This window comes from Demequina maris (genome assembly GCF_000971155.1).
In the GTDB taxonomy this organism is placed as follows: Bacteria; Actinomycetota; Actinomycetes; order Actinomycetales; family Demequinaceae; genus Demequina; species Demequina maris.
In genome coordinates this window covers 161,878-188,511 of record NZ_BBLX01000004.1, presented here as the reverse complement: position 1 = coordinate 188,511, position 26,634 = coordinate 161,878, and the positions used below count along the sequence as shown (strand labels likewise).

The 26,634-nt window shown below is 71.8% G+C and carries 23 protein-coding genes; 7 read left to right on the top strand and 16 right to left on the bottom strand.

All coding sequences use genetic code 11. The features are described from left to right. The first annotated feature begins 210 nt into the window (after nucleotides 1–210). Nucleotides 211–1,731: an HNH endonuclease gene (locus AOM02_RS06615; RefSeq protein ID WP_062297973.1), complete on the top strand. Its 1,521-nt coding sequence runs from the start codon at nucleotides 211–213 to the stop codon at nucleotides 1,729–1,731. A gap of 149 nt (nucleotides 1,732–1,880) precedes the next feature. Here AOM02_RS06615 and AOM02_RS06610 read toward each other — a convergent pair whose 3' ends face one another. The 8 genes from AOM02_RS06610 to ligA all read right to left on the bottom strand — a co-directional run bounded on the left by AOM02_RS06610 (nucleotide 1,881) and on the right by ligA (nucleotide 9,723). After that, nucleotides 1,881–2,540: a polysaccharide deacetylase family protein gene (locus tag AOM02_RS06610; RefSeq protein WP_082104926.1), complete on the bottom strand. Its 660-nt coding sequence runs from the start codon at nucleotides 2,538–2,540 to the stop codon at nucleotides 1,881–1,883. Nucleotides 2,541–2,613: 73 nt separating this feature from the next. Next, complete coding sequence (locus tag AOM02_RS06605; RefSeq protein ID WP_062297969.1) at nucleotides 2,614–2,997, bottom strand: nuclear transport factor 2 family protein; 384 nt, start codon at nucleotides 2,995–2,997, stop codon at nucleotides 2,614–2,616. A gap of 260 nt (nucleotides 2,998–3,257) precedes the next feature. After that, entirely contained in the window at nucleotides 3,258–4,766 is a 1,509-nt protein-coding gene (gatB, locus tag AOM02_RS06600) for an Asp-tRNA(Asn)/Glu-tRNA(Gln) amidotransferase subunit GatB (RefSeq protein WP_062298158.1), read from the bottom strand. Between the two features lie 5 nt (nucleotides 4,767–4,771). Beyond that, nucleotides 4,772–6,295, bottom strand: coding sequence for an Asp-tRNA(Asn)/Glu-tRNA(Gln) amidotransferase subunit GatA (gene gatA / locus AOM02_RS06595; RefSeq protein WP_062297967.1), 1,524 nt, complete (start codon nucleotides 6,293–6,295; stop codon nucleotides 4,772–4,774). Next, nucleotides 6,295–6,594 (bottom strand): Asp-tRNA(Asn)/Glu-tRNA(Gln) amidotransferase subunit GatC, encoded by a 300-nt coding sequence (gene gatC / locus AOM02_RS06590; RefSeq protein WP_062297965.1) that lies wholly within the window; start codon nucleotides 6,592–6,594, stop codon nucleotides 6,295–6,297. The genes gatA and gatC overlap by 1 nt, the downstream gene beginning before the upstream one ends. Nucleotides 6,595–6,695: 101 nt before the next feature. Further along, a complete protein-coding gene (locus AOM02_RS06585; protein WP_228372734.1) occupies nucleotides 6,696–7,262 on the bottom strand; it encodes a GNAT family N-acetyltransferase in 567 nt (188 codons plus the stop codon). Continuing rightward, nucleotides 7,259–7,489 (bottom strand): DUF6479 family protein, encoded by a 231-nt coding sequence (locus tag AOM02_RS06580; RefSeq protein WP_062297961.1) that lies wholly within the window; start codon nucleotides 7,487–7,489, stop codon nucleotides 7,259–7,261. Before AOM02_RS06580 ends, AOM02_RS06585 begins: the two co-directional genes overlap by 4 nt. 128 nt (nucleotides 7,490–7,617) lie before the next feature. Continuing rightward, complete coding sequence (gene ligA, locus AOM02_RS06575) at nucleotides 7,618–9,723, bottom strand: NAD-dependent DNA ligase LigA (protein ID WP_062297959.1); 2,106 nt, start codon at nucleotides 9,721–9,723, stop codon at nucleotides 7,618–7,620. An 82-nt stretch (nucleotides 9,724–9,805) separates the two neighbouring features. Here ligA and AOM02_RS06570 point away from each other — a divergent pair, with 82 nt between their 5' ends. Together AOM02_RS06570 and AOM02_RS06565 are read left to right on the top strand one after the other, a co-directional pair. Continuing rightward, nucleotides 9,806–10,690: a M15 family metallopeptidase gene (locus AOM02_RS06570; protein WP_062297957.1), complete on the top strand. Its 885-nt coding sequence runs from the start codon at nucleotides 9,806–9,808 to the stop codon at nucleotides 10,688–10,690. A 33-nt stretch (nucleotides 10,691–10,723) separates the two neighbouring features. Next, nucleotides 10,724–12,082 carry an 8-oxoguanine deaminase gene (locus AOM02_RS06565; RefSeq protein ID WP_062297954.1) on the top strand — a complete coding sequence of 453 codons (1,359 nt, stop codon included), beginning with the start codon at nucleotides 10,724–10,726 and terminating at the stop codon, nucleotides 12,080–12,082. A gap of 129 nt (nucleotides 12,083–12,211) precedes the next feature. Here AOM02_RS06565 and AOM02_RS06560 read toward each other — a convergent pair whose 3' ends face one another. Genes AOM02_RS06560 through AOM02_RS06540 form a run of 5 tightly spaced genes read right to left on the bottom strand, consistent with a single transcriptional unit; the run spans nucleotide 12,212 to nucleotide 16,383 of the window. Beyond that, the gene (locus AOM02_RS06560) at nucleotides 12,212–12,787 is read right to left on the bottom strand and encodes a helix-turn-helix domain-containing protein (RefSeq protein WP_062297952.1); all 576 of its coding nucleotides are present in this window, start codon (nucleotides 12,785–12,787) and stop codon (nucleotides 12,212–12,214) included. Nucleotide 12,788: 1 nt separating this feature from the next. Continuing rightward, complete coding sequence (locus AOM02_RS06555; protein ID WP_062297950.1) at nucleotides 12,789–13,664, bottom strand: ABC transporter permease; 876 nt, start codon at nucleotides 13,662–13,664, stop codon at nucleotides 12,789–12,791. After that, a complete protein-coding gene (locus tag AOM02_RS06550) occupies nucleotides 13,664–14,461 on the bottom strand; it encodes an ABC transporter permease (protein WP_062297947.1) in 798 nt (265 codons plus the stop codon). The genes AOM02_RS06555 and AOM02_RS06550 overlap by 1 nt, the downstream gene beginning before the upstream one ends. Next, entirely contained in the window at nucleotides 14,461–15,285 is an 825-nt protein-coding gene (locus AOM02_RS06545) for an ABC transporter ATP-binding protein (protein WP_062297945.1), read from the bottom strand. Before AOM02_RS06545 ends, AOM02_RS06550 begins: the two co-directional genes overlap by 1 nt. A 15-nt stretch (nucleotides 15,286–15,300) precedes the next feature. Next, nucleotides 15,301–16,383, bottom strand: coding sequence for an ABC transporter substrate-binding protein (locus tag AOM02_RS06540; protein WP_062297942.1), 1,083 nt, complete (start codon nucleotides 16,381–16,383; stop codon nucleotides 15,301–15,303). 230 nt (nucleotides 16,384–16,613) lie between these two features. Between AOM02_RS06540 and AOM02_RS06535 the strand changes: the two genes are divergently transcribed. Both AOM02_RS06535 and AOM02_RS06530 read left to right on the top strand, forming a co-directional pair. Then, on the top strand, nucleotides 16,614–17,414 hold the full coding sequence (locus tag AOM02_RS06535; RefSeq protein WP_062297939.1) for an FAD binding domain-containing protein: 801 nt from the start codon (nucleotides 16,614–16,616) through the stop codon (nucleotides 17,412–17,414). After that, the gene (locus AOM02_RS06530) at nucleotides 17,411–20,071 is read left to right on the top strand and encodes a molybdopterin-dependent oxidoreductase (RefSeq protein ID WP_062297936.1); all 2,661 of its coding nucleotides are present in this window, start codon (nucleotides 17,411–17,413) and stop codon (nucleotides 20,069–20,071) included. The genes AOM02_RS06535 and AOM02_RS06530 overlap by 4 nt, the downstream gene beginning before the upstream one ends. On the opposite strand, the gene AOM02_RS06525 is transcribed toward AOM02_RS06530, so the two are convergent. After that, nucleotides 20,046–20,966, bottom strand: coding sequence for an XdhC family protein (locus AOM02_RS06525; protein WP_062297934.1), 921 nt, complete (start codon nucleotides 20,964–20,966; stop codon nucleotides 20,046–20,048). The genes AOM02_RS06530 and AOM02_RS06525 overlap by 26 nt on opposite strands. 35 nt (nucleotides 20,967–21,001) lie before the next feature. Here AOM02_RS06525 and allB point away from each other — a divergent pair, with 35 nt between their 5' ends. Beyond that, nucleotides 21,002–22,324, top strand: coding sequence for an allantoinase AllB (gene allB / locus AOM02_RS06520; RefSeq protein WP_062297932.1), 1,323 nt, complete (start codon nucleotides 21,002–21,004; stop codon nucleotides 22,322–22,324). Nucleotides 22,325–22,510: 186 nt separating this feature from the next. Next, entirely contained in the window at nucleotides 22,511–23,413 is a 903-nt protein-coding gene (pucL, locus tag AOM02_RS06515) for a factor-independent urate hydroxylase (RefSeq protein WP_062297929.1), read from the top strand. 88 nt (nucleotides 23,414–23,501) lie between these two features. Here pucL and nrdF read toward each other — a convergent pair whose 3' ends face one another. Both nrdF and nrdE read right to left on the bottom strand, forming a co-directional pair. Continuing rightward, nucleotides 23,502–24,476: a class 1b ribonucleoside-diphosphate reductase subunit beta gene (gene nrdF, locus AOM02_RS06510; protein ID WP_062297927.1), complete on the bottom strand. Its 975-nt coding sequence runs from the start codon at nucleotides 24,474–24,476 to the stop codon at nucleotides 23,502–23,504. A 33-nt stretch (nucleotides 24,477–24,509) separates the two neighbouring features. Beyond that, nucleotides 24,510–26,615 carry a class 1b ribonucleoside-diphosphate reductase subunit alpha gene (gene nrdE, locus AOM02_RS06505; protein ID WP_062298156.1) on the bottom strand — a complete coding sequence of 702 codons (2,106 nt, stop codon included), beginning with the start codon at nucleotides 26,613–26,615 and terminating at the stop codon, nucleotides 24,510–24,512. Between the last annotated feature and the right edge of the window lie 19 nt (nucleotides 26,616–26,634).

Sequence of the window (26,634 nt, the reverse complement as noted above, 5' to 3'; positions counted from 1 at the left end):
AACAATTCCGCACGCTATTCCTTCCATCCCGCTGGAAGGTCAAGCGAGTGCGCGCGGCAGGGCGCCCCGCGCCTCCGAACACCCCGGCATCGCGTGGCCCCGGCGCGCCGGCGAGGCGATGTCCACAGACCTTCGCTCCGCAGGTTTTTCCACATCTACCTGGGGTGATGGTCGGTCCGCACTGTCAGACCCTCGTGGTGAGATGGATCCATGGAAGCCTCGTACCTGTTCGATGCCGGTCCCGGTGGCGCCGCCGCCGGGGTCGACGCGTTCGGGCATGCGTGCCGGGAGGCACGGGCGGCCGTGGGGACGATGCGTGGGCTGGCCGCGGTGGGTGACGCCGGTGCTGCGGTCGCGCGGCTGGGAGATGCGGCACAGCTGGCGCGCGAGCTCGACATGGTACTGGCGCGTACGGCGCGGGATATCGAGACCGGATCGGATGTGCCCGGAGGTGGGGTCGCGAAGCAGCACGGCTATCGCGGCGCGGCGGATCTTGTCGCCGCGACGATGGGCACCACCCGGGCCGAGGCATTCCGGCTGCTCGAGGTCGGGCGGGCGCTCGAGGAGATGGAGAGCGGCAAGCCCGGGCCTGACGACCCCGAGGACGATCCGGATGACGAGGGCAACCCGGAGAACAACCCGGGTGACGACCCGCCGCCGGCTCCCCAGCCGAAGCCCAAGCCTCAACCCAGAGCCAAGCCCCAGCCGCGCTATCCCGCGGTTGCCGCGTCCCTGGACGCCGGCGAGATCTCCGCGGACTGCGGCGCCCAGATCATCACCATGCTCGACGCCCTCTCCCCCGACGTACCTGCCGAGTTCAAGCAGGACGCCGCCGCCCAGCTGGTGGAGCGCGCGAAGGGGTTGGATGCGTCCCGGTTCGCCAAGATCGTCTCCCGCTTCAAGGCGGCCCTCGACGTGGAGCAGCACGAGCGCAACCTCGCGCGCATGCGGGCGCGACGTCACCTGCGCATCTTCGAGAACCGTGCCGGGATGCTCGTCATCAACGGGGAGCTCGACCCCGAGACCGCAGCACCCCTCAGGGCCGCGTTGGACAAGCTCGTCGGGGATGCGATGCGCACGAGCCGCGACGCACCTGGCGTGGACCTGCGCACGACCGATCAGATGCGCGCAGACTCGCTGGCCGATCTGGCCCGTCACGCCCTGGGCTGTGAGACGACCACCGCGTTGTTCGGCACCACCACCGTCGTCGTGCGCGCCACCGCCACCGACCTGGAGAAGGGCACAGGGTTGGGCGAGGTCGACGGCTGCACGCAGCCCATCAGCATGACCACGGCGCAACGCATGATCACCTCCGCGATCCTCATCCCCGCGCTGTCGGGTGAGAAGGGCGAGGCGCTCAACCTCGGGCGGCGCCAGTATCCGTTCTCACGCGCGCAACGCATCGCTGTAGGTGAGCGTGACGGCGGGTGTGCGTTCTGCGGCGCCCCTCCGGCCTGGTGCGAGGCCCACCACATCGTCTACTGGTCCAGGGGCGGCCGGACCGACATCAGCAACTGCGTCCTGCTGTGCTCCCACTGTCATCACGTCATCCACGATCAAGGCTGGCAGATCCGGGCTACCGACACCGAGGTCTGGTTCATCCCGCCCGCATCCGTCGATGCGTCGAGAACGCCGCGTCAGGGCGGACGCGCCAGGTTCGGCGCACCTCGACCCTGGAACACCACCTGCACCGGCGAGGACGAACCCGGCGCTCCGCCCGAACCCTCGTAGCTGGCCCGCCCCGCGGCGCCACCCCTCTGGGGCGGCGCCGTACAGCCACGTCCCAGCGCCCTCACCTCACGCCCGGAAGCCTGGAACGCGTGCGGGCAACTGGCCGGCGTGGACGTCGCGCGCGAGGACTGCGGAGGCTGCCGAGATTCCTAGGGCATCTCCGGAAGGACGAAGCTCCAGCCCTCGTCGAGCCGCTCCGAGACCACCTCGATGACGGCGTCGACGGTGCCGGCCCGGTTGCCGCCGCCGTCGTGCAGAAGCACCAGCTCCCCCGGCACCATGGCCAGCCGCAATCGCGAGGCGAGCACCGCCGGGTCCTGCTCCACCCAGTCCTCGACCGTGTTGGCGACGTCGAGCGGCTGCATGCCCAGCCGCACGGCCACCGGCGCCGTCACGCCCCACGAACCGTTGGGCGCACGCCAGTACGGGACCGGGACGTCGTCGCCCACGGCGCCCTCGATGATGCCGAGGTTCTTGAGCATGTCGTCGCGCACGTCGAGGGCGTTCCACTGCCCCATGTCCTCGTACGAGGTGGCGTGGTTGCAGAGCACGTGCCCGTCGGCGACGATGCGGCGCAGCACATCCGCGCCCGACGGGATGGGCGTGCCGTCGGCCGAGATGCCCGACGGCCGCAGGATCTCCTCGCCGATGACGGCGAAGACCGCGCGGATCCCGCGCGACTTGAGGAAGTCGAGCAGCCGGATCGTGTCGAGGCCGTTGGGGCCATCGTCGAAGGTGAGGGCGCAGGCCGGGCCGGAGCGAGCGAGGCCTCCGCTCGCGACGCGGCGCACAGGGGTCTCGGTCAGCATGATCCGAGGCTATCGCCGTGGGATGGGAGCCGGCGTGCACCCGGGCAGCGGCGGGTCGATCGTCGCACCCGCATCAGAACATCCCGTTGTCGTTCTTGGCGTGCTCGGGCACCACCTCCAGCACGTCCCAGTGCTCGACGACCTTGCCGTCATCGTCGAGCCGGAAGATGTCGATGCCGGCGTACACGACGCCGCCTGGCCACCGCTGGCGGCAATGGAGCACCACGTGGTCGCCCTCGGCGAACGCTCGCACCACCTCGACATGCTTGCCCGGATACTCGTCGGCCATCCGCTCGAAGTAACTGGCGAAGCCCTCCTTGCCGTCCTCGACGTCGGGGTTGTGCTGGATGTAGTCGGCGCCCGCGTAGCGCTCGAGCGCCTCTCGCGGACGGCAGTCGTTGAACATGAGCTCGTAGAACGCGATGACGTCGCGCTTGCGCGTCTCGAGATCGGGCATGGCTCGCTCCCTTGCGTCGCCGGACGTGGACCAGAGGCGCCAACGCCGCCGTGCACCATGCGATTCCCGCTCCGGGCCGGACCCGCGCCCGGGCCTCGCCCGCGCCCGGGCCACGCGCGCTCCAGGCCGGGCCCGCTCCAGGCCGATGCGCCGCCCGGCCCGTCCCCCACCACCCTCGGGGCCGCCATGGGAAAGCACGCGACCCCGCCCGGAGCCGGGCGGGGTCGCGAGACGATGCTGCGGGATCGGGAGCGCCGGGGCTAGCCCTCCACGCCGGCGCGCTGGAGGATGATCTCCCGCACGCGACCCGCGTCGGCCTGGCCGCGCGTGGCCTTCATGACCGCGCCCACGATCGCGCCCGCGGCCTGGACCTTGCCGTCCTGGATCTTGGCGAGGACGTCGGGCTGGGCGGCCAGCGCATCGTCCACCGCCTTCTCGAGCGCCGAGTCGTCGGAGACGACCTCGAGGCCGCGCGACGCGACCACCTCGGCGGGCGAGCCCTCGCCCGCGAGGACGCCCTCAAGCGCCTGGCGCGCGAGCTTGTCGTTGATCCTGCCCTCGTCGATGAGCCCCTGGAGCTCGGCGACGGCGTCGGGGGTGACAGGCAGCTCGATGAGCGCGACCTCACGGTCGTTGGCGACACGCGACAGCTCGCCCATCCACCACTTGCGCGCGGCCTGGGCTGACGTCCCCGCCTGCACGGTGGCGGCGATGAGGACCAGAGCGTCGGCCGCGACCACGTCGCGCATCTCGAGATCGCTGAAGCCCCACTCCTCGCGCAGGCGCGCCCGCATCTTGGCGGGGTGCTCGGGGATGGTGCTGCGGAGCTCCTCGACCCACTCGCGCGACGGCTCGACCGGCAGCAGGTCCGGCTCCGGGAAGTAGCGGTAGTCCTCCGCCTCCTCCTTGGAGCGGCCCGGCGTGGTCGAGGAGGTGTCCTCGTGCCAGTGGCGCGTCTCCTGGACCACGTGCTCGCCCGAGAGCAGCAGCATCGCCTGGCGCGCGGCCTCGAAGTGCACCGCCCGCTCGATCGCGCGCAGCGAGTTCACGTTCTTGGTCTCGGAGCGCTTGCCGAACGGCACGTCGTCCTGCGACTCCCCCGCCACGGCCTTGGGGCGCAGCGAGAGGTTGACGTCGGCGCGGACCGAGCCCTGCTCCATGCGGCCGTCCGAGATGCCCAGGGCGCGGACGATGTCGCGGATCGTCGCGACGTAGGCGCGCGCGACCTCCGCGGTACGGGCACCCATGCCCGTGATCGGCTTGGTGACGATCTCGACCAGCGGCACGCCGCCGCGGTTGTAGTCGACCAGCGAGTAGTCGGCGCCCTGGATGCCGCCGGTGCCACCCACGTGGGTGTTCTTGCCGGCGTCCTCCTCCATGTGCGCGCGCTCGATGCCGATCGTCACCACGGTGCCGTCGTCGAGGACCACGTCGAGGGAGCCCTCGTAGCAGGTCGGCTCGTCGTACTGCGAGATCTGGTAGTCCTTCGCGAGGTCCGGGTAGAAGTAGTTCTTCCGGGCGAAGCGCGAGGACTCGCGGATCGAGCAGCCCAGGGCCAGGCCCAGGCGAATCGCCGACTCGACGGCCTTCTCGTTTGTCACCGGCATCGCGCCCGGCAGGCCGAGGCAGACGGGGCAGACCTGGGTGTTGGGCTCCGCGCCGAACTCGTTCGCGCAGCCGCAGAACATCTTGGTCTTCGTGTTGAGCTCGACGTGGACCTCGATGCCGAAGACCGGATCGAAGTCCTCCATCGCCTGCTCGTACGTCATCGTGGTCACTCGGCCACCTCCAGCTCGGGCGCCTGCGCGGACAGCGGGCCGCCCCACTCGGCGGTCAGCGACGCCTCGAGGGCGGCGCCGATGCGGTACAGACGGGCGTCCTCGTGCGCCGGCGCCAGGATCTGGAAGCCGACCGGCAGGCCGTCCTCGGGCGCGACGCCCGAGGGCAGCGACATGCCGGGGATGCCCGCGAGGTTCGCGGGGATGGTCGCGATGTCGTTGAGGTACATCGCCAGCGGGTCGTCGATGCGCTCGCCGATCTTGAACGGCGTGGTCGGCGTCGTGGGCGACACGAGCACGTCGCACTGCGCGAACGCCGCGTCGAAGTCGCGCTGCACCAGGGTGCGGACCTTCTGCGCCGAGCCGTAGTAGGCGTCGTAATAGCCCGCGGACAGCGCGTAGGTGCCGAGGATGATGCGGCGCTTGACCTCGTCGCCGAAGCCCTCGGCGCGGGTCGCGAGCATCGTCTTCTCGACCGTGGCCTTCTCGACGCGGAGGCCGAAGCGCACCGAGTCGAACTTCGCCAGGTTGGACGACGCCTCCGACGGAAGGATCACGTAGTACGCGGCGAGCGCGTACTCGAAGGACGGGCACGAGACCTCGACGATCTCGGCGCCCATGCCGCGCAGACGCTCGAGCGACTCCTCGAAGCGCTGCGTGACGCCGGCCTGGTAGCCGCCGTCGGCGCCGCTGAGCTCGCGCACCACGCCGATCTTCACGCCCGTGAGGTCCTGGCGCGCGCCCTCGAGCGCGGCCTCGACCACGGCGGGGACCGGCTCGTCGAGCGAGGTCGCGTCCATCTCGTCGTGGCCGCCCATGACCTCGTGCAGCAGCGCCGTGTCGAGCACGGTGCGGCCGCACGGGCCGAGCTGGTCGAGGGACGATGCGAGCGCGATCGCGCCGAAGCGGGACACACCGCCGTAGGTGGGCTTCACGCCGACCGTCGCGGTGACCGACGCGGGCTGGCGGATCGAGCCGCCGGTGTCCGAGCCGATCGTCAGGGGCGCCTCGAAGGCCGCGAGCGCCGCGGCCGAGCCACCGCCCGAACCGCCGGGGATACGGTCGAGGTCCCACGGGTTGCGCGTCGGGCCGTAGCCCGAGTGCTCCGTCGACGAGCCCATCGCGAACTCGTCCATGTTGGTCTTGCCGAGGATCGGCATGCGCGCCTCGCGGACGCGGCGGGTCACCGTCGCGTCGTACGGCGGGATCCAGCCCTCGAGGATGCGCGAGCCCGCCGTGGTGGGCAGGCCCTTCGTCACGAGGACGTCCTTGATGCCGATCGGCACGCCCGCCAGGCGGGGCAGCTCGACGCCCGCGGCGCGGTCCGCGTCGACGGCTCGCGCGGTCTCGAGGGCACCCTCGGCGTCGATGTGGAGGAAGGCGTGGACGGGGCCGTCCACGGCGGCGATGCGGTCAAGGTGCGCCTGCACCAGCTCGACCGAGGTCACCTCGCCGGCGGCGAGGGCGTCGGCCATCCGGGCGGCGGTGGCGCGGGTCCAGTCGATGGTGGTCTCCGACATCAGGCCTCCTCCCCCAGGATCTGCGGGACGCGGAAGCGCCCGTCCTCCGCCTCGGGGGCGGCGGCCAGCGCATCGTCCTGCGAGAGCGACGGGCGGACCTCGTCCTCGCGGTGGATGTTGGCCATGGGGATCGGGTGGCTCGTCGCCGGGACGTCCTCGCCGGCGACCTCGGCCACCTTGGCGACGGCGTCGACGATCACGGCGAGCTGGCCCGAGAGGCGGTCGAGGTCCGCGTCGGTCATGTCGATGCGGGCGAGCGCCGCGAGGCGCGCCACATCGGATCGCTCAAGGGAAGACATGGCGTCGAGTCTAGTGGCGCCGGGTCCGCCTCACGCTCCCGCCGGGGTTCCGCTCCGGGTTCCGCTCCGGGTTCCGCTCCGCGTTCCGCGGAACGTCGGGCTCAGGGCTCCCACGAGTAGGCCAGCAGGCGCACCGCGCCCTCCGGCGGCTCGCCGTGCTCGAGCGGCACCCGCGTGACCGAGCCGTCCTCGTTGTCGAACACCACCCAGTCGAGCTCCTCGCGCCGGCGGAAGCCGACGCTCTCGTACAGCCGGTGGGCGGCATGCATCGTGTCGAGGGTCGACAGGACGATGCGCGTGGCCCCCTTCTCGACGGCCCGGTCCATCGCCGCCTGGGTGAGCGTGCGGCCGATGCCGCGCCCGCGCTCGATGGGCGACACGGCGAGCATGCGCAGCTCGTACTCCGCGTCCTCGGCGAGCTCGATGAAGGGGCTGCCCGGCGGCACCAGCGTGATGGTGCCGACGATCGCGCCCTCGCCCCGCTCGCCGTCGATCATGGCGAGCAGCTCGGCGTCCTTGGCGCGCGCGGCGGCGTCGCGCAGCTGTGGGAGATAGGGGTGCGCGTGGTCGATCAGCCCATCGGCGAGGTAGGCGAGCGCCGTCAGCTCGCCGATCTCCTGGAGGCGGGACTTCTCGTCCGGCCCGACCTTGCGCACGGCGAATCTCACTGTGGACCCTCCCGGGGATCGATGCGACGGTCCCACTGGGGCGTCGACGTGTCGGATGGTGTGCCCTCGACGGGGTCCGGGTGCTGGCCCGTGGGCCCGCGTCCGGCGTCCTCCGGCGGTGGCGGCGGGGTGGTCTGGCGCCTGCCGACCGCGATCACGATCGCGATGACGAGCACGACGAGGACCACCAGCCCGGCGACCGCGCCGATGACAAGTGCGGTGTTCATCGTGGCTCCTCACTCCCCCTCCCGGCCAGACTACCCACGCCGCCGCGCGGGCGTCAGAGGAATCTGCCGCGCGCTCCGCGGGGCGCCGCCCGGCGGGGTTCCGGGGCACCCGACGGGAATGCAGAGGGTCAGTCGAGCGCCGTCGGGCCGCCCTCGAGGAGGCGCACGAAGGCCGCCTCGTCGAGCGTCGGCACGCCCAGCTCCTCGGCCTTCGCCGCCTTGGAGCCCGCGTTCGCGCCCACCACGACGTAGTGGGTCTTCTTGGAGACGGACGATGCGGCCTTGCCCCCGCGCGAGATGATCGCCTCCTTCACGGAGTCGCGGGTGAAGCCCTCGAGCGAGCCCGTCGCGACCACGGTGAGGCCCTCGAGCGTGCGCGCGACCGACTCGTCGCGCTCGTCCTCCATGCGCACCCCGGCCGCCGCCCAGCGGTCGACGATGTCGACGTGCCACGGCACCGTGAACCACTGCAGGACGGACTCGGCGATCACCGGCCCCACGCCGTCGACCGCCGCGAGCTCCTCCTCCGAGGCCGCACGGATCGCGTCCATCGAGCCGAAGGCGGTCGCGAGCGCGCGGGACGCGGTGGGTCCCACGTGGCGGATGGACAGGGAGACGACCACGCGCCACAGCGGCTGGGTGCGCGCGCCGGCGAGGTTCTCGAGGAGCTTGAGGCCGTTCGCCGAGACGTCGCCCGCCTTGCGCCCCTCGACCCCGGCCTCCACCTGACGCTTGGTGAGCTTCTCGTCCACCTCGTACGTGAACAGCGGGACCCGGCGCAGGTCCTCCTCGGTGAGGTCGAACAGGCCGGCCTCGTTGGGCAGCACGCCGCTCTCGACGAGCGCGGCCGCGGCCTTCTCGCCCAGCACCTCGACGTCGAGCGCGCCGCGCGAGCCGATGAAGGCGATGCGGTCGACGATCTGCGCCGGGCAGCCCTCGGCGTTCGGGCAGCGGAGGTCCTTGTCGCCCTCCTTCTGCTCCACCAGCGGCGTGCCGCACGACGGGCACTCCCCCGGCATCGTCCACTCGCGCTCCTCGCCGGTGCGCGCCGCGACCACCGGGCCCACGATCTCGGGGATGACGTCGCCGGCCTTGCGCAGCACCACGGTGTCGCCGATCAGCACGCCCTTGCGGGCCACCTCGTGCGCGTTGTGCAGCGTCGCGTAGGTCACGGTCGAGCCGGCGACGAGCACCGGGGTCATGACGCCGTAGGGCGTGACGCGGCCCGTGCGGCCGACGTCGACGCGGATGTCCTCGAGGGTGGTGTGGACCTCCTCGGGCGGGAACTTGTAGGCGATCGCCCAGCGCGGCGCGCGGCTCGTGGAGCCCAGGGCCCCCTGCACGCCGCGGTCGTCGACCTTGAGGACCGCGCCGTCGATCTCGTGGATGAGGTCGTGGCGGCGCTCCTCGAGGTCGCGCAGGTACGCATCCACCTGGTCGACGCCCGTGACGACGCGCGCGTGCTCCGTGACCGGCAGGCCCCAGGACGCGAGCACCTCGTAGATGCCGTGCTGCGTGCCGGCGCTGGGATGGGGCGTGGTGTCGCCCCACTCGAGGGCGCCCAGCGCGTACGTGGTGACCGCGAGCGGGCGCGTCGCGGTCACGGCCGGGTCCTTCTGGCGCAGCGAGCCGGCGGCGGTGTTGCGGGGGTTCGCGTACGGCGCCTTGCCCTCCTCGAGCAGGCGCGCGTTGAGCTCCTCGAAGGCCGCGACCGGCAGGAAGACCTCGCCGCGCACCTCGACCAGCGCGGGCACATGGTCGCCCGCCAGCGTGCGCGGCAGGCCCGCGATGGTGAGCACGTTCGCGGTGACGTCCTCGCCGGTGGTGCCGTCGCCGCGCGTGACGCCGCGCACCAGCGCGCCGCCCTCGTACGTGAGCGAGATCGACAGCCCGTCGATCTTGGGCTCGCACACGACGGCCTGCGGGCCGGCCTCCTTCTCGACGCGACCCAGCCACGCCTCGACGTCCTCGATCGAGAACGCGTTGTCGAGGCTCATCATCCGCTCGCGGTGCTTCACCGACGCGAAGCCGGTCGCGACCGTGCCGCCGACGGTCTGGGTGGGGCTCTCCGGCGTCGCCAGCTCGGGGTGCAGCGCCTCGATCCCGCGCAGCTCGCGCTCGAGGGCGTCGTACTCGGCGTCCGAGACGGTGGGGGCGGCGAGCTCGTAGTAGGCGTGGCGGTGGGCCTCGATCTCCTGGACGAGCTCCTGGTGGCGGGCGCGGGGGTCGGTCACGGCACTATCCCACCACGTCCGTCCGACACCGGCCGCCCGCCCGGCCCTGGCATCGTCCCCCGCCGGTCAGTACCGTGTCCGCATGCGCGCCCCCGTCCTCGTCGCCGTCGCGACCCTGCTCCTGACCGCCTGCACGGCGGCCGAGGCCCCCACGCCGCGCGCCACCGTGACCGAGACGCCCGAGCCGCAGCCCGCGATCACCGCGACCGTCACGCCCGAGCCCGTGGCGGATCCCTCGATCGATGTCATCGCGAACCCCTTCGCCCGTCCCGACTGGCTGGGCACCGAGGTGCTCGTCAAGCAGGACAACGACCTCGGGAAGCCGGTCGAGACGCCCGAGGAGCTGCGCGACCGCCGCCTCGAGCCCGGCAAGACCGCGTACTCCGACCCCGAGACCGACGACTGGTTCGTCGAGATCTCGGCGATCCCCGACGACGTCCTCAAGCGCTCGAGCTGGCGGAAGCAGTGCCCGGTCGAGCCCGCGGACCTCGCCTACATCGTGATGCCGTTCTGGGGCTTCGACCTCCAGGCCCACACCGGCGAGATGATCACCAACGCGGCGCACGCCGAGGAGCTCGCGAGCGTCTTCGAGCAGATGTACGCCCGCAAGTTCCCCATCGAGGAGATGCGCGTCACCACGTGGGACGAGGTGCGCGGCGACCACACCGGCGACCAGAACATCACCATCTCGTTCGAGTGCCGCAAGGTCACCGGCGGCTTCGACGTGTGGTCCGAGCACGCGTCCGGCCTCGCGGTCGACATCAACCCGTTCCACAACCCCTGGGTGCGTGACGGCTACGTGTTCCCCGAGCTCGCGGGCGCCTACCGCGACCGCGAGTGGCTGCGACCGGGCATGATCGAGACGCAGCGGCAGATCATCAAGGACTTCACCGCGGTCGGCTGGGAGTGGGGCGGCACCTGGACCGACCTCGACGACTGGATGCACTTCTCCGCCACCGGCCTCTGACGGGACGATGCGCGGCTCACCCGAGGAGGGCCCATGGCAGGCAGCACGCTGATCGAGGGCGGGTACATCGCGACGATGGACCCCGCCGGCACCGAGATCACCCGCGGGTGGGTCACCGTCCGGGGCGGGCGCATCGTCGCGGTGGGCGAGGGCTCGGCGCCCTCCGACGTGCGCGACGCCTTCCCCGACGTCGTCGACGCCACCGGCGCGCTCGTGACCCCGGGCCTGGTCAACACGCACCACCACCTCTACCAGTGGCTCACGCGCGGCTGGGCGCAGGACTCGATCCTGTTCGACTGGCTGGTCGCGCTCTACCCCACGTGGTCGCGCATCGACGCCGACACCGCCGGCGCCGCCGCCGCCGGGGCCATGGCCGTGCTCGCGCGCTCCGGCTGCACCACGGTGGGCGACCACCACTACATCTTCCCGCAGGGGTCCGGCGACATCGTGGGGTCGATCGTGCACGAGGCCGCCGAGCTGGGGCTGAGGCTCCACGCGACCCGCGGCTCCATGGACCTGGGCGCGTCGGACGGCGGGCTGCCGCCCGATTTCGCGGTCGAGACCACGGCCGATGCGCTGGCCGCCTCCGCGGAGGCCGTCACCCGGTACCACGACGCCTCGTTCGACTCGATGGTGCGGGTCGCGATCGCGCCCTGCTCGCCGTTCTCGGTCACGTCGGACCTGCTGCGCGAGTCCGCGACGCTCGCCCGCGACCTGCACGTGCGCCTCCACACGCACGGCGCCGAGACGGTCGAGGAGGAGGCCTTCTGCCGGGAGCGCTTCGGGATGTCGCCGACCGACTACCTCGAGTCGCTCGGCTGGCTCGGCCCCGACGTGTGGATGGCGCACTGCGTGCACCTGTCCGACGCCGACGTCGCGCGCGTCGCCGAGTCCGGGACGGGCGTGGCGCACTGCCCGTCGTCGAACGCGCGGCTCGCGGCCGGCATCGCACCCATCAGGTCCCTGGTGGACGCCGGAGCGCCGGTGGGGCTCGGCGTCGACGGCGCGGCCTCGAACGAGCACGGGCGGCTCGGCTCCGAGATCCGTCAGGCCGCGCTGCTCGCGCGGCTGCGCGACGGGGCCGGGGCGATGTCGGGCCGCGACGCGCTGCGGCTGGCCACGATGGGCGGCGCGCGGGTGCTGGGACGCGAGAAGGAGATCGGCTCGCTCGAGCCCGGCAAGCTCGCCGACATCGTGCTGTGGGAGCTCGGCGAGATCGAGCACGCGGGGATCGCAGACCCCGTGGCGGCGCTGGGGCTGGGCTCGCTGCCGCGGGTGCGGCGGATGCTGGTGCAGGGCGAGGACGTCGTCGTCGACGGGGCGCTGGCTCGCGTGGACGAGCGCGCGATCGCGGGACGCGTGGTCGAGGCGGCCGCGCGGCTGAAGGGTTGAGCCTCCCCCGGCGACACGGATCGGCACCATAGGGACCGCACCGGCCCGTGAGGCGACACGATCCCCGGCCCCAAGCGTGGCGTCCGGGGCGTCCGGGGCGTCCGGGGCATCCGGGTGCCGGGCCGGAGGTCAGCGCACCTGCTGCTTGACCACCAGCAGCCGGTACGGACCGCCCCACCAGCGGTGGCTCACCCCGCCGGCGTAGTAGACCGAGTCGCCGACCCCGAGGCGGTGGGCCTTGCCGTCGGTCTCGACCTCCGCCTCCCCTTCGACCACGAAGACGAACTCGTCCTCCGCGTGCACGAAGACCTCGCCGGGGCCGACCGCCTCGGACTCCACGAGGATCGGCGTGAACGGCCGCGCCCCGCGCACGAGCGAGACGGCGGGGCCGCGCGCGAAGCCCTGCGGCGTGGGCCGGCGGGAGCCCGCCCGCGAGACCTCGATGCGGCGCGGGGCCGCGCCGTCGTCGGCCTCGGCGGCCGCCACGAGCTCGACCGGGCTCGTCTCGAGCGCGACCGCGATCCGCCGCAGCGACTGCAGCGACAGGTTCGCCAGCCCCCGCTCGACCTGCGACAGGAACGGATGCGACAGCCCGGTGGACTCCGCGAGCGACACGAGCGTGAGCCCGCGCGCCTTCCGCAGCTCCCGCAGGCGGGCGCCGAGCCGCGCGGCGGACTCGTCCGGCCCGCCCTGCGCCTCGGTCACCTCACACCTGCTTGGACGGGTGCATGCCCATCCGTGCGAGCACCGTGTTCTCGAGGATCTGGACCAGGTTGTAGAGGACCAGCGACACGAAGGTCACCACGACCACGGACGCCCACAGCTCGTCGAACTTCGCCGACGTCGCGTAGCCGTTGATGACGCCGCCGATGCCCGAGCCGGTCGCGAGCCACTCCGCGAGCAGCGCACCGGTGATCGCGCCCGGCACGGACACGCGCACCGCCGCGAAGAACGCCGGCAGCGACGCGGGCAGCGCCACGGCGCTCAGCTGCTTGATCGAGCCGCCGCCGTAGACCTGCACCACCTCGAGCGACTGGGTCGACGCCTGCTGGAGGCCGTACGCGATGTTCACGAGCGCCGGGAACAGGACGACGATGCCGCCCATGACCGCCACCGTCATGAACTCGCGGCCGAAGATCATGATGATCACCGGCGCGAAGGCGATGAGGGGCACCGAGCGCAGCAGCAGCGCGAGCGGCATCACCGCGTGCTCGAAGCCCTTGGACAGGCGGAAGCCGATCGCGCCCGCGAGCGCCAGCAGGAGTCCCGCGACGAAGCCGATGACGGCGTCGCCCAGGGTCACCCACAGGTTGGCCATGATCTCGGCGCGGTTCTCCGCCGCATCGTCCTCGACGAAGAAGAAGTTCCACACGTCGGCGGGGCCCTTCGCCACGTAGGGCGACAGGTCGGAGGCCCACAGCACCAGCTGCCACATCACCACGACGGTGACGAGCGTGAGGGCGAACGTGAGCAGCGAGCTGCCCAGGGACCTCAGCGTGGTGCGGCGCGCCTGGCGGCGGACCTGGGCCGCGAGCTCCGCGACCTCGGGACCCGCCTGCTGCGGCTGCTGAGTGACGGCCATCAGACGGTCGCTCCCTTCGCCCACGGGGTCGACAGCCGCGTCAGCATGCCGACCAGGAGATAGAGGATCAGCGCGATCGCGCCCGAGGCGAGCGCGATGCCCCACACGCGGGGCGAGTTGAGCGACTGCTGCGCGATGATCATCGCCGGGCCGATGCCCGTCTCGACCTTGCCGAAGTACTCGCCGAGCACCGCGCCCAGGAAGGCCGCGGGCACCGCGATCTGCAGCGCGGTGAGCACCGCCGGCAGGGCCGCGACCACGCGGACCTTGCGCAGCTGGACCCACGCGTTGCCGCCGTAGACGTGGACCACGTCAAGGCTGGCCTTGTCGGCCGCGTGCAGGCCCAGCAGCGAGCCGACCACCGTGGTGAAGAACACCGACAGCGCCGCGATGAAGATCGCGGTGCCGGAGGGCTCGCCCTTCTTGGGCACCTCGAAGATCAGCACGAGCAGCGGGCCGATCGCGACGATCGGGATGCAGTACGAGATCACGGCGAGCTGCATGACCGCGCCCTCGAGGCGCGGCAGCACCATGACGAGCGCGGCGAGCACGAGCGCCACCCCGTTGCCCCACAGGTAGCCCTGCACGGCCTCGTTGAGGGTGACCGAGAAGTTGGTGAGGTAGTAGTCGAAGCCGACGTTGCCGTACTCCTGGACCACCTGCACCGGGCTCGGGATCGCCTTGGTGTTGCCCGAGCCGACGTTCGCGAAGATCGTGACGGACGCGATCCACCAGAACGCGACCAGCCCGAGGGCGCTGAGGGACGCGATGGCCCACGGCGGGAGCCGGCGCTCCATCACTCGTCCTCGGTGGCCGCGCCGCCGGCGCCGAACAGCAGCTCGGAGGCCTGGTCGACGTAGGCGTGGAACTCGGGGCTGCGCTGGATGTCGGGCGTGCGCGGGCGCGGCAGGTCGATCTGCATGACCTCCTTGACGCGGCCCGGGCGCGGGCTCATCACGGCGACCTGGTCGGCGAGGAAGATCGCCTCCGAGATGCCGTGCGTCACCAGCAGTGTCGTCGCCGGCTTCGCCGCGAGGATGCGCATGAGCTCGAGGTTGAGGCGCTGGCGCGTCATGTCGTCGAGCGCGCCGAACGGCTCGTCGAGCAGCAGCACCGAGGGCTTGAGCACGAGCGCGCGGGCGATCGACACGCGCTGGCGCATGCCGCCCGAGAGCTGGGCCGGCTTGGCCTTCTCGAAGCCCTTGAGGCCCACGAGCTCGACGAGCTCCTCGATGTAGTCGTGGTCCACCGGCTTGCCGGAGACCTCGAACGGAAGCTTGATGTTCTGGTACACGTTGCGCCACGGCAGCAGCGCCGAGTCCTGGAACGCGATGCCCAGCTCGTTGTAGGCGCGGAGATCCTTGGGCGATCGCCCGTCGACGCGCGTCGAGCCGCTGGTCGGCTGCTCGAGGCCGGCGAGGATGCGCAGGATCGTCGACTTGCCGCAGCCCGAGGGGCCCAGCAGCGCCAGGAAGGACCCGCGGTCCGTGTGGAGGTTCGCGTCCTGGAGCGCGGTGACGGTCTTCTTCCCGGAGGTGAAGACCTTGCTGAGCCCGGAGATCTGCAGGCCGGTGCCCGGGGCGGTCTCGCCCCGGGCACCGGACTCGGTGACGTCGGTCACTGGTGCTCCCGCAGATCAGCCCGCGTAGGCGACGAGCTCGGGGTGCTCCTCGTAGACCTCGGCCAGCAGGCTGAGGTCGAAGAGGTCGGCGGCCTCGAGCTCGATGCCCGCGCCGGCGAGCGACTCGAGGGTGGACGCCTGGAGCGCGTCGGAGATGGTGAAGAGGCCGTTCGCGGCGGTCTCGTCCGAGACCACGAGGTCCTCGGCCTGCGCGATCGCGCCCGCGATCGAGTTCTCCGGGTTGAGCTCGAGGTCGGCGCCGTACTCCTCGTACGCGAGGCGGGCGCCCTCCTCCGGGTCGTTCACGGCGTCGGTCCAGCCGAGGATCTCGGCGTACAGGAACGCCTTGAGCGCGTCGCGGTTCTCCGCGATCGACTGGTCGGTGACGGTGAAGGTCTCCGCGACGAACGGCAGGCCGTTGTCCGCGAAGGGCAGGTTCACGGTGTCGTAGCCGGCCGCCGCGACGGTGATCGACTCGTTGGTGAGGTACGCGATGAAGCCGTCGACCTCGCCGTTGGTGAGCGGCGCGGGGTCGTACTGGACCGGCACGATCTCGACGTCGTCCTCGGTGAGGCCGTTCGCCGCGAGCAGCGCCATGAAGAGCGCGGTGTTGGAGTCCTGGACGCCGATCTTCTTGCCGACCATGTCCTGGGCGGTCGCGATGTTGCCGCCGTCCGCCAGCGACAGGACCGTGAAGGGGTTCTTCTGGTACGTGGTGCCGATGATCTTCAGCGGCGCCTCCTCGGCGGCCACGGCCGAGCCGATGGAGACCGCGTCCGACAGCGCGATGTCGGCGGTGCCGGACAGCAGCTCGGCGGCGCCGGTCGACGGGCCGGGGACGAGCTCGACGGCGTCGAAGCCGGCCTCGGTGTAGTAGCCCGCCGAGTCCGCGAAGAACTCGCCCGAGAACTCCTCGTTCTTGATCCACGACAGCTGGACGGTGAAGTCGCCGTACGACGCCGCCTCCATGGTGTCGTCGGAGGCGGAGGTCGCCGGGTCTGCGTCGCTGGACGAGCAGGCCGCGAGCGCGATCGCGGCGATCGCCGCGCCGGCAGCGGCGGCCGTGAGCCGCCCCGCCTTGCCGTTGATGAAACGCATGAGTTCTCCCTCGTGAATGGACGCAAGGTCAGCCGAGGGAGCATCGTGGTGGGGTCTCTCCCGCGGCGCCCGGACATGACTCCGGCACGTCGGCACGACGTTATGGAATGTAGATTTCATGAACATGCGTCGTTGTGTTTCGCCCTCGTAAATTCAGGGTTCCGTGACATAAACGTGACATTCGTGCGTGGCAGACTCGCCGGCAGGTCACGCTTCGAGAGGAGGTGCGCGTGGACCTCGCCGCGGTCACCGGCTACCGGGTCGCCACGTCCCGCGCCGACCTCGCCCTCGCGCCCGGCGAGCGCTTCCTCGCCGGCGGCACGTGGCTGTTCTCAGAGCCCAACCGCGACATCACCGGGCTGGTCGACCTCGCCGGGCTGCCCGGGCCGCGGCTCGAGGTGAGCCGCGAGGGCCTGCGCATCGGCGCCACGTGCACCATCGCGGAGCTGCTGTCCCTGCCGCCGCACATCGGCTGGTCCGCGCAGCCGCTGTTCGCCGAGGCGGCGGACGCGCTGCTCGCGAGCTTCAAGATCTGGAACGAGGCGACCGTCGTCGGCAACGTGTGCCGCGCCTACTCGGCCGCCGCGATGCTCGCCGCGTGCGTGACGCTCGACGCCGAGGCGCTCGTGTGGACCGCCGACGGCGAGGACCGCATCGTCCCCGTCGCGTCCCTGCCGACGGGCAACGGCACCACGACGCTCGCGCACGGCGACCTGGTCCGCGAGATCCGGATCGGCGCCGACGCGCTCCGCTCCCGCACCGCGCTGCGCAAGATCGCGCTGGCCGAGCTCGGCCGCTCGGGCGCCGTCGTCACGGGACGCGCGCACGCCGACGGCCGCACCGTCATCGTCGTCACGGCCGCCACGCTCACCCCCACGGTGCTGCGGTACGCCGCGCCCCCGGACCCCGCGACCGCGCGGGACGATGCGCGGGCCGCGGAGGGCTTCTACACGGACGCCCTCGGCGCCGCGGACTGGCGCCGCCACGTGGCCGGCGTGCTCGCGGCCGAGGTCGCGGAGGAGCTCGCATGAGGATCTCGGTGGACGGGGACGCGGTCGATGGCGAGCCCACGCCCGGCCAGTGCCTGCGCACCTACCTGCGCGAGCAGGGCCGCTTCGAGGTGAAGAAGGGCTGCGACGCGGGCGACTGCGGCGCGTGCACGGTGCTCGTCGACGGCCGACCCGTGCACTCGTGCCTCTACCCCGCGCAGCGCGCCGAGGGCCGCGCCGTCACCACCGCCGGCGGGCTCGCCCCGGGCGACGAGCCGCACCCCGTCCAGGAGTCCTTCGCGCGCCACTTCGCCTTTCAGTGCGGCTACTGCACGCCGGGCATGACCGTGACCGCGTCGACGCTCACCGAGGACGACCTGCCCGACCTCGAGCGCCGCCTCAAGGGCAACCTGTGCCGCTGCACCGGCTACCGGCCCATCCGCGAGGCCGTCGAGCACGGCCTGCGCGGCTGCCCCGGGTCGTGCGTCGGCTGCGGCGAGCCCGGGGACGATGCGGCGGTCGCCGCGGGCGCGAGCGCGCGGCCGCCCGCCGCCGACCGTGTGGTGCAGGGCCGCGAGCCGTACACGTTCGACACCGAGGTGCCAGGGCTCACCCACCTCAAGGTCCTCGGCTCGCCCCACGCGCACGCGCGCATCGTCGCGATCGACGCGTCCGCGGCGCTCGCGCTGCCCGGCGTCGTGGCGGTGCTCACGCACGAGGACGCGCCCGGCGTCCGCTTCTCGACCGCGCGCCACGGCAACCGGCTCGACGACCCGCGCGACACCCGGATCCTCGACGACGTCGTCCGCTTCCGCGGCCAGCGCGTCGCCGCGGTGGTGGCCGAGACCGCGGCCGCGGCGGAGGCGGGCTGCGCCGCGCTGCGCGTCGAGTACGAGGTGCTGGCGGCGGTCACCGACCCCGAGGAGGCCCGCTCGCCCGGGGCGCCACTGGTGCACCCCGGGCTGACCCCCGAGGACGGGGTCGAGGACGCCTCACGCAACCTCGTCGCCGCCTGGCGCGGCGCGTACGGCAACGTCGGGCGGGGACTCGCGCGCGCCACCGCGGTCGCGACCGGCACCTGGTCGAACGCGCGCGTGAGCCATGCCCAGCTCGAGACCCACGGCTCGATCGGCTGGCTCGACGACGACGGCCGGCTCACGGTCCGTTCGAGCACGCAGGTGCCGTTCCTCGCGCGGGACGAGCTCGCGCTGGTGCTCGGCCTCGACCGCGAGCGCGTGCGCGTCTTCACGGCGCGGGTGGGCGGCGGCTTCGGCGGCAAGCAGGAGATCTTCACCGAGGACATCGTGGCGCTGGCCGTGCTGCGCACCGGACGACCCGTCGCGTACGAGATGACGCGCGAGGAGGAGTTCGTGCGCACCGCGACGCGCCACCCCTTCCGGGTCACCGCGACGCTCGGGGCCGACTCCGACGGCCGGCTCACCGCCATGGACATCGAGGTGCTGTCCAACACCGGCGCGTACGCCAACCACGCGATCGGCGTGATGTTCCACGGCTGCGCCGAGTCGCTCGAGGCGTACCGCTCCCCCGCCAAGCGGCTCGACGCCGCGGTGGTCTACACCAACACGACGCCCGCGGGCGCGTTCCGCGGCTACGGGCTGGGGCAGGTGATCTTCGCGGTCGAGTCCGCGCTCGACGAGCTCGCGCTGAAGCTCGGGATCGACCCGTTCGAGCTGCGCCGCCGCAACGCGGTCAAGGACGGCGACAAGCTGGGCGTCACCGAGCGCCGCCACCACGACGATCTCGTCTTCGGGTCCTACGGCCTCGACCAGTGCCTGGATCTCGCGGAGGCCGCGCTCGTGCGCGGCAACGGCGTCGAGGCGCCCGCGGGCTGGGCCGTCGGCGAGGGCATGGCGCTCAGCATGATCGCGACCATCCCGCCGCGCGGCCACCGCGCTACCGCCTCCGTGACCGCCTACCCGGACGGCACCATGCTCGTCGCGGCGGGCACCGTCGAGTTCGGCAACGGCACCCACACCGTCCTCACGCAGATCGCGGCCGAGGCGCTGGGCGTCGCGCCCTCCGCGGTGCGGCTGCGCACCTCCGACACCGACGCCACCGAGCACGACACGGGCGCGTGGGGCTCCACCGGCATCACCGTCGCCGGCAAGGCGGTGCACGCGGCGGCCGTCGCGCTGCGATCGCTGCTCGACGCCGGCGAGCCGGTCCCGGCCGAGGGCCTCACCGCGCACGGCCAGACCGACGGCAAGGTGCGCTCGCTCGCCTTCAACGTCCACGCCGTCCGGGTCGCGGTGGACGTCGAGACCGGCACCGTGCGGATCCTGCAGTCGATCCAGGCGGCCGACGCGGGCGTGGTCCTCAACCCCGCGCAATGCCGCGGCCAGATCGAGGGCGGCGTCGCTCAGGGCATCGGCTCCGCGCTGTACGAGGAGCTGGTCATGGGCGACCACGGGGCGCCCACCAACCCCGCCTTCCGCGTCTACCGGGTCCCGCAGATGGCCGACGTCCCCGCGACCGAGGTGTACTTCGCCGACACCTCCGACTCGCTCGGGCCGTACGGCGCGAAGTCGATGTCGGAGTCGCCCTACAACCCCGTGGCGCCCGCGCTGGCGAACGCGATCCGGCGGGCGATCGGCGCGCGGCCCATGGAGCTCCCGATGACCCGCGACCGCGTGTGGCGGCTCGCGGCCGGCCTCAGCCCGCGGGGCGCGGATGGATGACGCCGCCGGTCTCGCGCAGCGGCCGCCCGCTCGCGCCCGTGCGCACCGCGAGCACCTCGGCGAGGATCGCGACCGCGGTCTCGGCGGGGCTCGACCCGCCCAGGTCGAGGCCGATCGGCGACCGGAGCCGGCCCAGCGCATCGTCCCCCACCCCGGCCTCCCGCAGCCGATCGACCCGGCGCTCGTGCGTGACGCGCGAGCCCATCGCGCCGACGTAGCCGGCGGGCGAGGCGAGCGCGACCTCGAGCGCGGGCACGTCGACGCGGTCGTCGTGGGTGAGCACGCAGATCGCCGTGCTGGGCTCGATCTCGAGGTCGCGCAGGTAGGCGTCGGGCCATGCGACGTGCACCTCGTGCGCGTCGGGCAGGCGCTCGGGCGTCGCGAAGACGGGCCGCGGGTCGACGACCAGCACGCGGTAGCCGAGCGCGCGCCCGGCCGCCGCGAGCGCGGGCGAGAAGTCCACGGCGCCGACGATCACCAGGCGCGGGGCGCGCGGCCGGACGATGCGATGGCCGCCGGGGAGGGTGAGCGTCGCCTCGCCGTCCGCGAGCGAGGCCTCCAGCGCGTCGATGACCTCGCGGTCGCCGGGCCCCACGTGGAAGGCGACCACGTCGACCGCGCCGCCGCAGGCCAGGCCGGGACGGTAGAGGTCCGGCTCCCCGCCCAGGGTGGCCGTGACGGGCGCCGGGTCCGCGTGGCGCGCGAGCGCGAGCTCGTAGGCCTCGGACTCGAGGCAGCCGCCCGAGATCGCGCCGATCGCGCGGCCGTCCGCGCACACCGCGATCGTGGAGCCCGGGGCGCGCGGGGTGGAGCCGTGGACGCCGGTCACCACCACGACGCCCAGCGCGCCGCCCTCGTGCAGCACCCCCAGCGCCTCGCGCGCGATCTCGAACACGTCCGTCAGTCTGTCAGCAGCCGGGAAGGGAATCCATGACCCACGACCTCGTCATCCGCGCCGCCCGCGCGATCCTGCCCACCGGTGAGGAGCCCGCGTCCGTCGCGATCGAGGCGGGACGCATCGTCGCCGTCGGGCCGCTCGACGCGCCGATGACCGCCGGCGTCGAGATCGCGCTCGGCCCCGACGAGGTGCTCATGCCGGGCGGCGTCGACACCCACGTGCACGTCAACGAGCCCGGCCGCACCGAGTGGGAGGGCTTCGACTCGGCCACCCGCGCGGCCCGCGCCGGCGGCGTCACCACGCTCATCGACATGCCGCTCAACTCGATCCCCCCGACGACGACGCCCGAGGCGCTGGCGGTCAAGCGCGCGGTCGCCGCCGGGAAGTCGCACGTCACGGTCGGCTTCTGGGGCGGCGCCGTGCCGGAGAACCTGGGATCGCTGCGGGCGCTGTGGGACGAGGGCGTGTTCGGCTTCAAGTGCTTCCTCGCGCCCAGCGGGGTCGACGAGTTCGGCCACCTCGACCGGGACCAGCTGCGCGCCGCGATGGAGGAGATCGCGGGCTTCGGCGGGCTGCTCATCGTGCACGCCGAGGATCCGGACGTGCTGTCCGCGCACGAGGACGGCATCGGGCGCGGCTACGGCTCGTTCGTGGCCTCGCGGCCCGAGGAGGCCGAGACCAGCGCGATCGCCGCCGTGATCGACGGGGTGCGGGCCACCGGGGTGCGGGCGCACATCCTGCACCTGTCCGCCGCGTCCGCGCTGCCGCTCGTCGCGGCCGCCAAGGCCGAGGGGCTGCCGCTCACGGCGGAGACCTGCCCGCACTACCTGACCTTCGACGCCGAGCACATCGCCGACGGCGCGACCCAGTACAAGTGCTGCCCTCCCATCCGCTCCGAGGCGAACCGCGATGCCCTGTGGGACGCGCTCGCCGACGGCGTGATCGACTTCATCGCCTCCGACCACTCCCCCGCGACCGCGGACCTCAAGCTCGCCGGGGCGGGCGACTTCTCGGTCGCGTGGGGCGGGATCGCGGGCCTGCAGGTGGCCCTGCCGGCGGTGTGGACCGGCGCACGGCTGCGCGGCTACCCGCTGTCCGCCGTGTCCGCGTGGACGTCCGCGATCCCGGCCGCGTGGGCCGGGCTGGACGCCAAGGGCGCGATCGCCGCGGGCCGCGACGCCGACCTCGTCGTCTTCGCGCCCGAGGTCCCGTGGGAGGTGCACGCGGACGCCCTCGAGCACCGCAACAAGGTGACCGCCTTCGACGGGCACGCGCTCGCCGGCCGCGTGCGCCGGGTGTGGATCGCGGGCTCCGAGGAGGCCGAGGGCACGCTGCTCGACCGCCCCTCCCTCTGACAGCCGCAACGGAACCTGGCGCGACACGCCGCGGTGCCCGGCGCATCGTCCCGCGACACGCCGGGAGACCGGGACCCGCTCCGTTGCAGGTGTCGGGGCGGGAGAACGATGTGACGCCTCGAAATGTCGATGAAACCGACATGCCCTAGCGTGGCGACGCATCATCGGAACGCGTGAGAGGCAGCCATGGCGATCATCCTCGGGGACCACCAGTACGGCAAGGCGGAGAACCGCATCGTCAGGATCGTGCGGGACAGCCCGCGCCACGAGATCCGCGACGTCAACGTGTCGACGTGCCTGCGCGGACGCTTCGAGGACGCGCACCTCACCGGCGACCAGGGCGCCGTGCTCCCCACCGACACGCAGAAGCAGACCTCGTACGCGTTCGCCAAGACCGTGGGGCTCGCGTCGCTCGAGAGGTACGCGCTCGCGCTGGCCACGCACTTCGTCGCGGACGTCGAGCCCGTGGACCAGGCGCGCGTCGAGCTCGAGGAGTTCGCGTGGGAGCGCGTGTCGGTGGGCGGCGCCGAGCACGACTTCTCGTGGGTCCGGTCGGGCCAAGAGGTGCGCACGGTCGCGGTCACCGTCGAGGACGGCGCGACCTGGATCACGGGCGGCCTCAAGGACCTCGTGGTGCTGAAGTCCTCGGGCTCCGAGTTCCACGGCTTCCTCAAGGACGAGTACACGGTGCTCGAGCCCACCTCGGACCGCATCATGGCGACGTCGCTCGTCGCGAAGTGGCGCTTCGGCGACGTCGACGCCGCGACCTTCGACTTCGACGAGGGCTACGCGGAGATCAAGGCCGCGCTGGTCGAGACCTTCGCCGGCTTCCACTCCCTCGCGCTGCAGCAGACGCTGTACGAGATGGGCAAGGCCGCCCTCGAGGCGGTCCCCGAGCTGGTCGAGGTGCGCCTGTCGGCGCCCAACAAGCACCACTTCGCGTACGACCTCGCGCGCTTCGGCATCGCCAACGACAACGAGGTCTTCCACGCCGACGACCGGCCGTACGGCCTCATCCAGGCGTCGGTGACGCGGGACGATGCGCCGGCCGCCGGCCCCGCCTGGCAGCAGTACTCCGGGCTGGTCTGAGCGCGGCGCGACGCCGCATCGTCCCCCGGACGCAGCGAGGCCCCGCACCTGACGGTGCGGGGCCTCGCTGCGTGGACGGATCCGGGGCTCAGAAGTCCCAGTCGTCGTCCGTGGTCTCCTCGTGCTTGCCGATCACGTACGACGAGCCCGAGCCCGAGAAGAAGTCGTGGTTCTCGTCCGCGTTGGGCGACAGCGCCGACAGGATCGCGGGGCTCACGTCCGTGACGGTGGACGGGAACAGCGCCTCGTAGCCCAGGTTCATGAGGGCCTTGTTGGCGTTGTAGTGCAGGAACTTCTTGACGTCCTCGGCCATGCCCAGGGGGTCGTAGAGGTCGTGCGTGTACTGGACCTCGTTCTCGTAGAGGTCGTACAGGAGCGAGAACGTGTAGTCCTTGAGCTCCTCGCGGCGGGCCTCCGACTCCAGCTCGAGCCCCTTCTGGAACTTGTAGCCGATGTAGTAGCCGTGGACGGCCTCGTCGCGGATGATGAGGCGGATGAGGTCGGCCGTGTTCGTCAGCTTGGCGCGGCTGGACCAGTACATGGGCAGGTAGAAGCCCGAGTAGAAGAGGAAGCTCTCGAGCAGGGTCGAGGCGACCTTCCTCTTGAGCGGGTCGTCGCCGTGGTAGTAGTCCAGGACGATCTGCGCCTTGCGCTGCAGGTTCTGGTTCTCGGTGGACCAGCGGAACGCGGCGTCGATCTCGGGCGTCGAGCACAGCGTCGAGAAGATCGACGAGTAGCTCTTGGCGTGCACCGACTCCATGAACGCGATGTTCGTGTAGACGGCCTCCTCGTGCGGGGTGAGCGCGTCGGGGATGAGCGAGACGGCACCCACGGTGCCCTGGATGGTGTCCAGCAGCGTGAGGCCGGTGAACACGCGCATCGTGAGCGTCTGCTCCTCGGCGGTGAGCGTGTTCCACGACTGCACGTCGCCGGACAGCGGCACCTTCTCGGGCAGCCAGAAGTTGGCCGTGAGGCGGTTCCAGACCTCGACGTCCTTCTCGTCCTGGATGCGGTTCCAGTTGATGGCGTCCACGTGGCTGACCAGCGTGAGCTTCTCTGTCATGTCAGTTCCTTTTCAAGCACAGGCGGGGGGACGCTACAGCATGCAGCTGACGCAGCCCTCGACCTCGGTGCCCTCGAGCGCCATCTGGCGGATGCGGATGTAGTAGATGGTCTTGATGCCCTTGCGCCAGGCGTAGATCTGCGCCTTGTTGATGTCGCGCGTGGTGGCGGTGTCGGGGAAGAACAGGGTCAGCGACAGGCCCTGGTCCACGTGCTGCGTGGCCGCGGCGTACGTGTCGATGATCTTCTCGGGGCCGATCTCGTACGCGTCCTGGAAGTACTCCAGGTTGTCGTTGTCCATGAAGGGCGCCGGGTAGTACACGCGGCCCAGCTTGCCCTCCTTGCGGATCTCGATGCGCGACGCGATCGGGTGGATCGAGGAGGTCGAGTTGTTGATGTACGAGATCGAGCCGGTGGGCGGGACGGCCTGGAGGTTCTGGTTGAAGATGCCGTGCTCCTGGACCTTCGCCTTGAGCGCGCGCCAGTCGTCCTGGGTGGGGATCGCGATGCCGGCGTCCGCGAAGATCTCCGCGACGCGGGCGGTCGCGGGGACCCACTCCTGCTCGGTGTACTTGTCGAAGAACGCGCCGCTCGCGTAGGTCGAGTTCTCGAAGCCCTCGAAGGCCGTGCCCTGCTCCTTCGCGATGGTGTTCGAGGCCGCGATCGCGTGGAACAGCACCGTGTAGAAGTAGATGTTGGTGAAGTCCACCCCCTCCTCGGAGCCGTAGTGGATCCGCTCGCGGCCCAGGTAGCCGTGGAGGTTCATCTGGCCGAGGCCGATCGCGTGGGCGCGGTCGTTGCCGTAGCGGATCGACGGCACCGCGTCGATGGCCGACTGGGTCGACACCGCGGTGAGGCCGCGCACGGCGATCTCGACCGTCTTCGCGAGGTCGCCGCCGTCCATCGCGGTGGCGATGTTCATCGAGCCCAGGTTGCAGGAGATGTCCTTGCCGATCTCCGCGTACGTGAGGTCCTCGTTGAAGGTCGACGGGGTGTTGACCTGGAGGATCTCCGAGCACAGGTTCGACATGTTGATGCGGCCCGCGACCGGGTTCGCCTTGTTCACCGTGTCCTCGAACACGACGTACGGGTAGCCCGACTCGAACTGTAGCTCCGCGACCGTCTGGAAGAACTGGCGGGCCGAGATCTTGGTCTTGCGGATCCGCGCGTCGTCCACCATCTCGTGGTACTTCTCGCTGATCGAGATGTCGCCGAACGGGACGCCGTAGACGCGCTCGACGTCGTACGGGCTGAAGAGGTACATCTCCTCGTTCTTGCGGGCGAGCTCGAACGTGATGTCCGGCACGACGACGCCGAGCGACAGCGTCTTGATGCGGATCTTCTCGTCGGCGTTCTCACGCTTGGTGTCGAGGAACTTCATGATGTCGGGGTGGTGCGCCGAGAGGTACACCGCGCCCGCGCCCTGACGCGCGCCCAGCTGGTTCGCGTAGGTGAAGGAGTCCTCGAGGAGCTTCATCACGGGGATGATGCCCGAGGACTGGTTCTCGATGTGCTTGATCGGCGCGCCGGCCTCGCGGATGTTCGACAGCGACAGGGCGACGCCGCCGCCGCGCTTCGACAGCTGCAGCGCGGAGTTGATCGAGCGGCCGATCGACTCCATGTTGTCCTCGATGCGCAGCAGGAAGCACGAGACGAACTCGCCGCGCTGGGCCTTGCCCGCGTTGAGGAAGGTCGGGGTCGCGGGCTGGAAGCGGCCCGCGACGATCTCGTCGACGAGGCTGGTCGCGAGCGCCTCGTCGCCGGCGGCGAGCGTGAGGGCGACCATCACGACGCGGTCCTCGTAGCGCTCGAGGTAGCGCTTGCCGTCGAACGTCTTCAGCGTGTAGCTCGTGTAGTACTTGAACGCGCCGAGGAAGGTCGGGAAGCGGAACTTCTTGGAGTACGCGCGCTCGGTCAGCTGCTGGATGAACGCGAAGTCGTACTGCGCGAGCACCTCGGGCTCGTAGTACTTCTTCTCGACCAGGTAGTCGAGGCGCTCCTTGAGCGAGTGGAAGAAGACCGTGTTCTGGTTGACGTGCTGGAGGAAGTACTCGCGCGCCGCCTCGCGGTCCTTGTCGAACTGGATCCTCCCCTCGGTGTCGTAGAGGTTCAGCATCGCGTTGAGCGAGTGGTAGTCCATGCCCGTGCGGGGGGCGTCG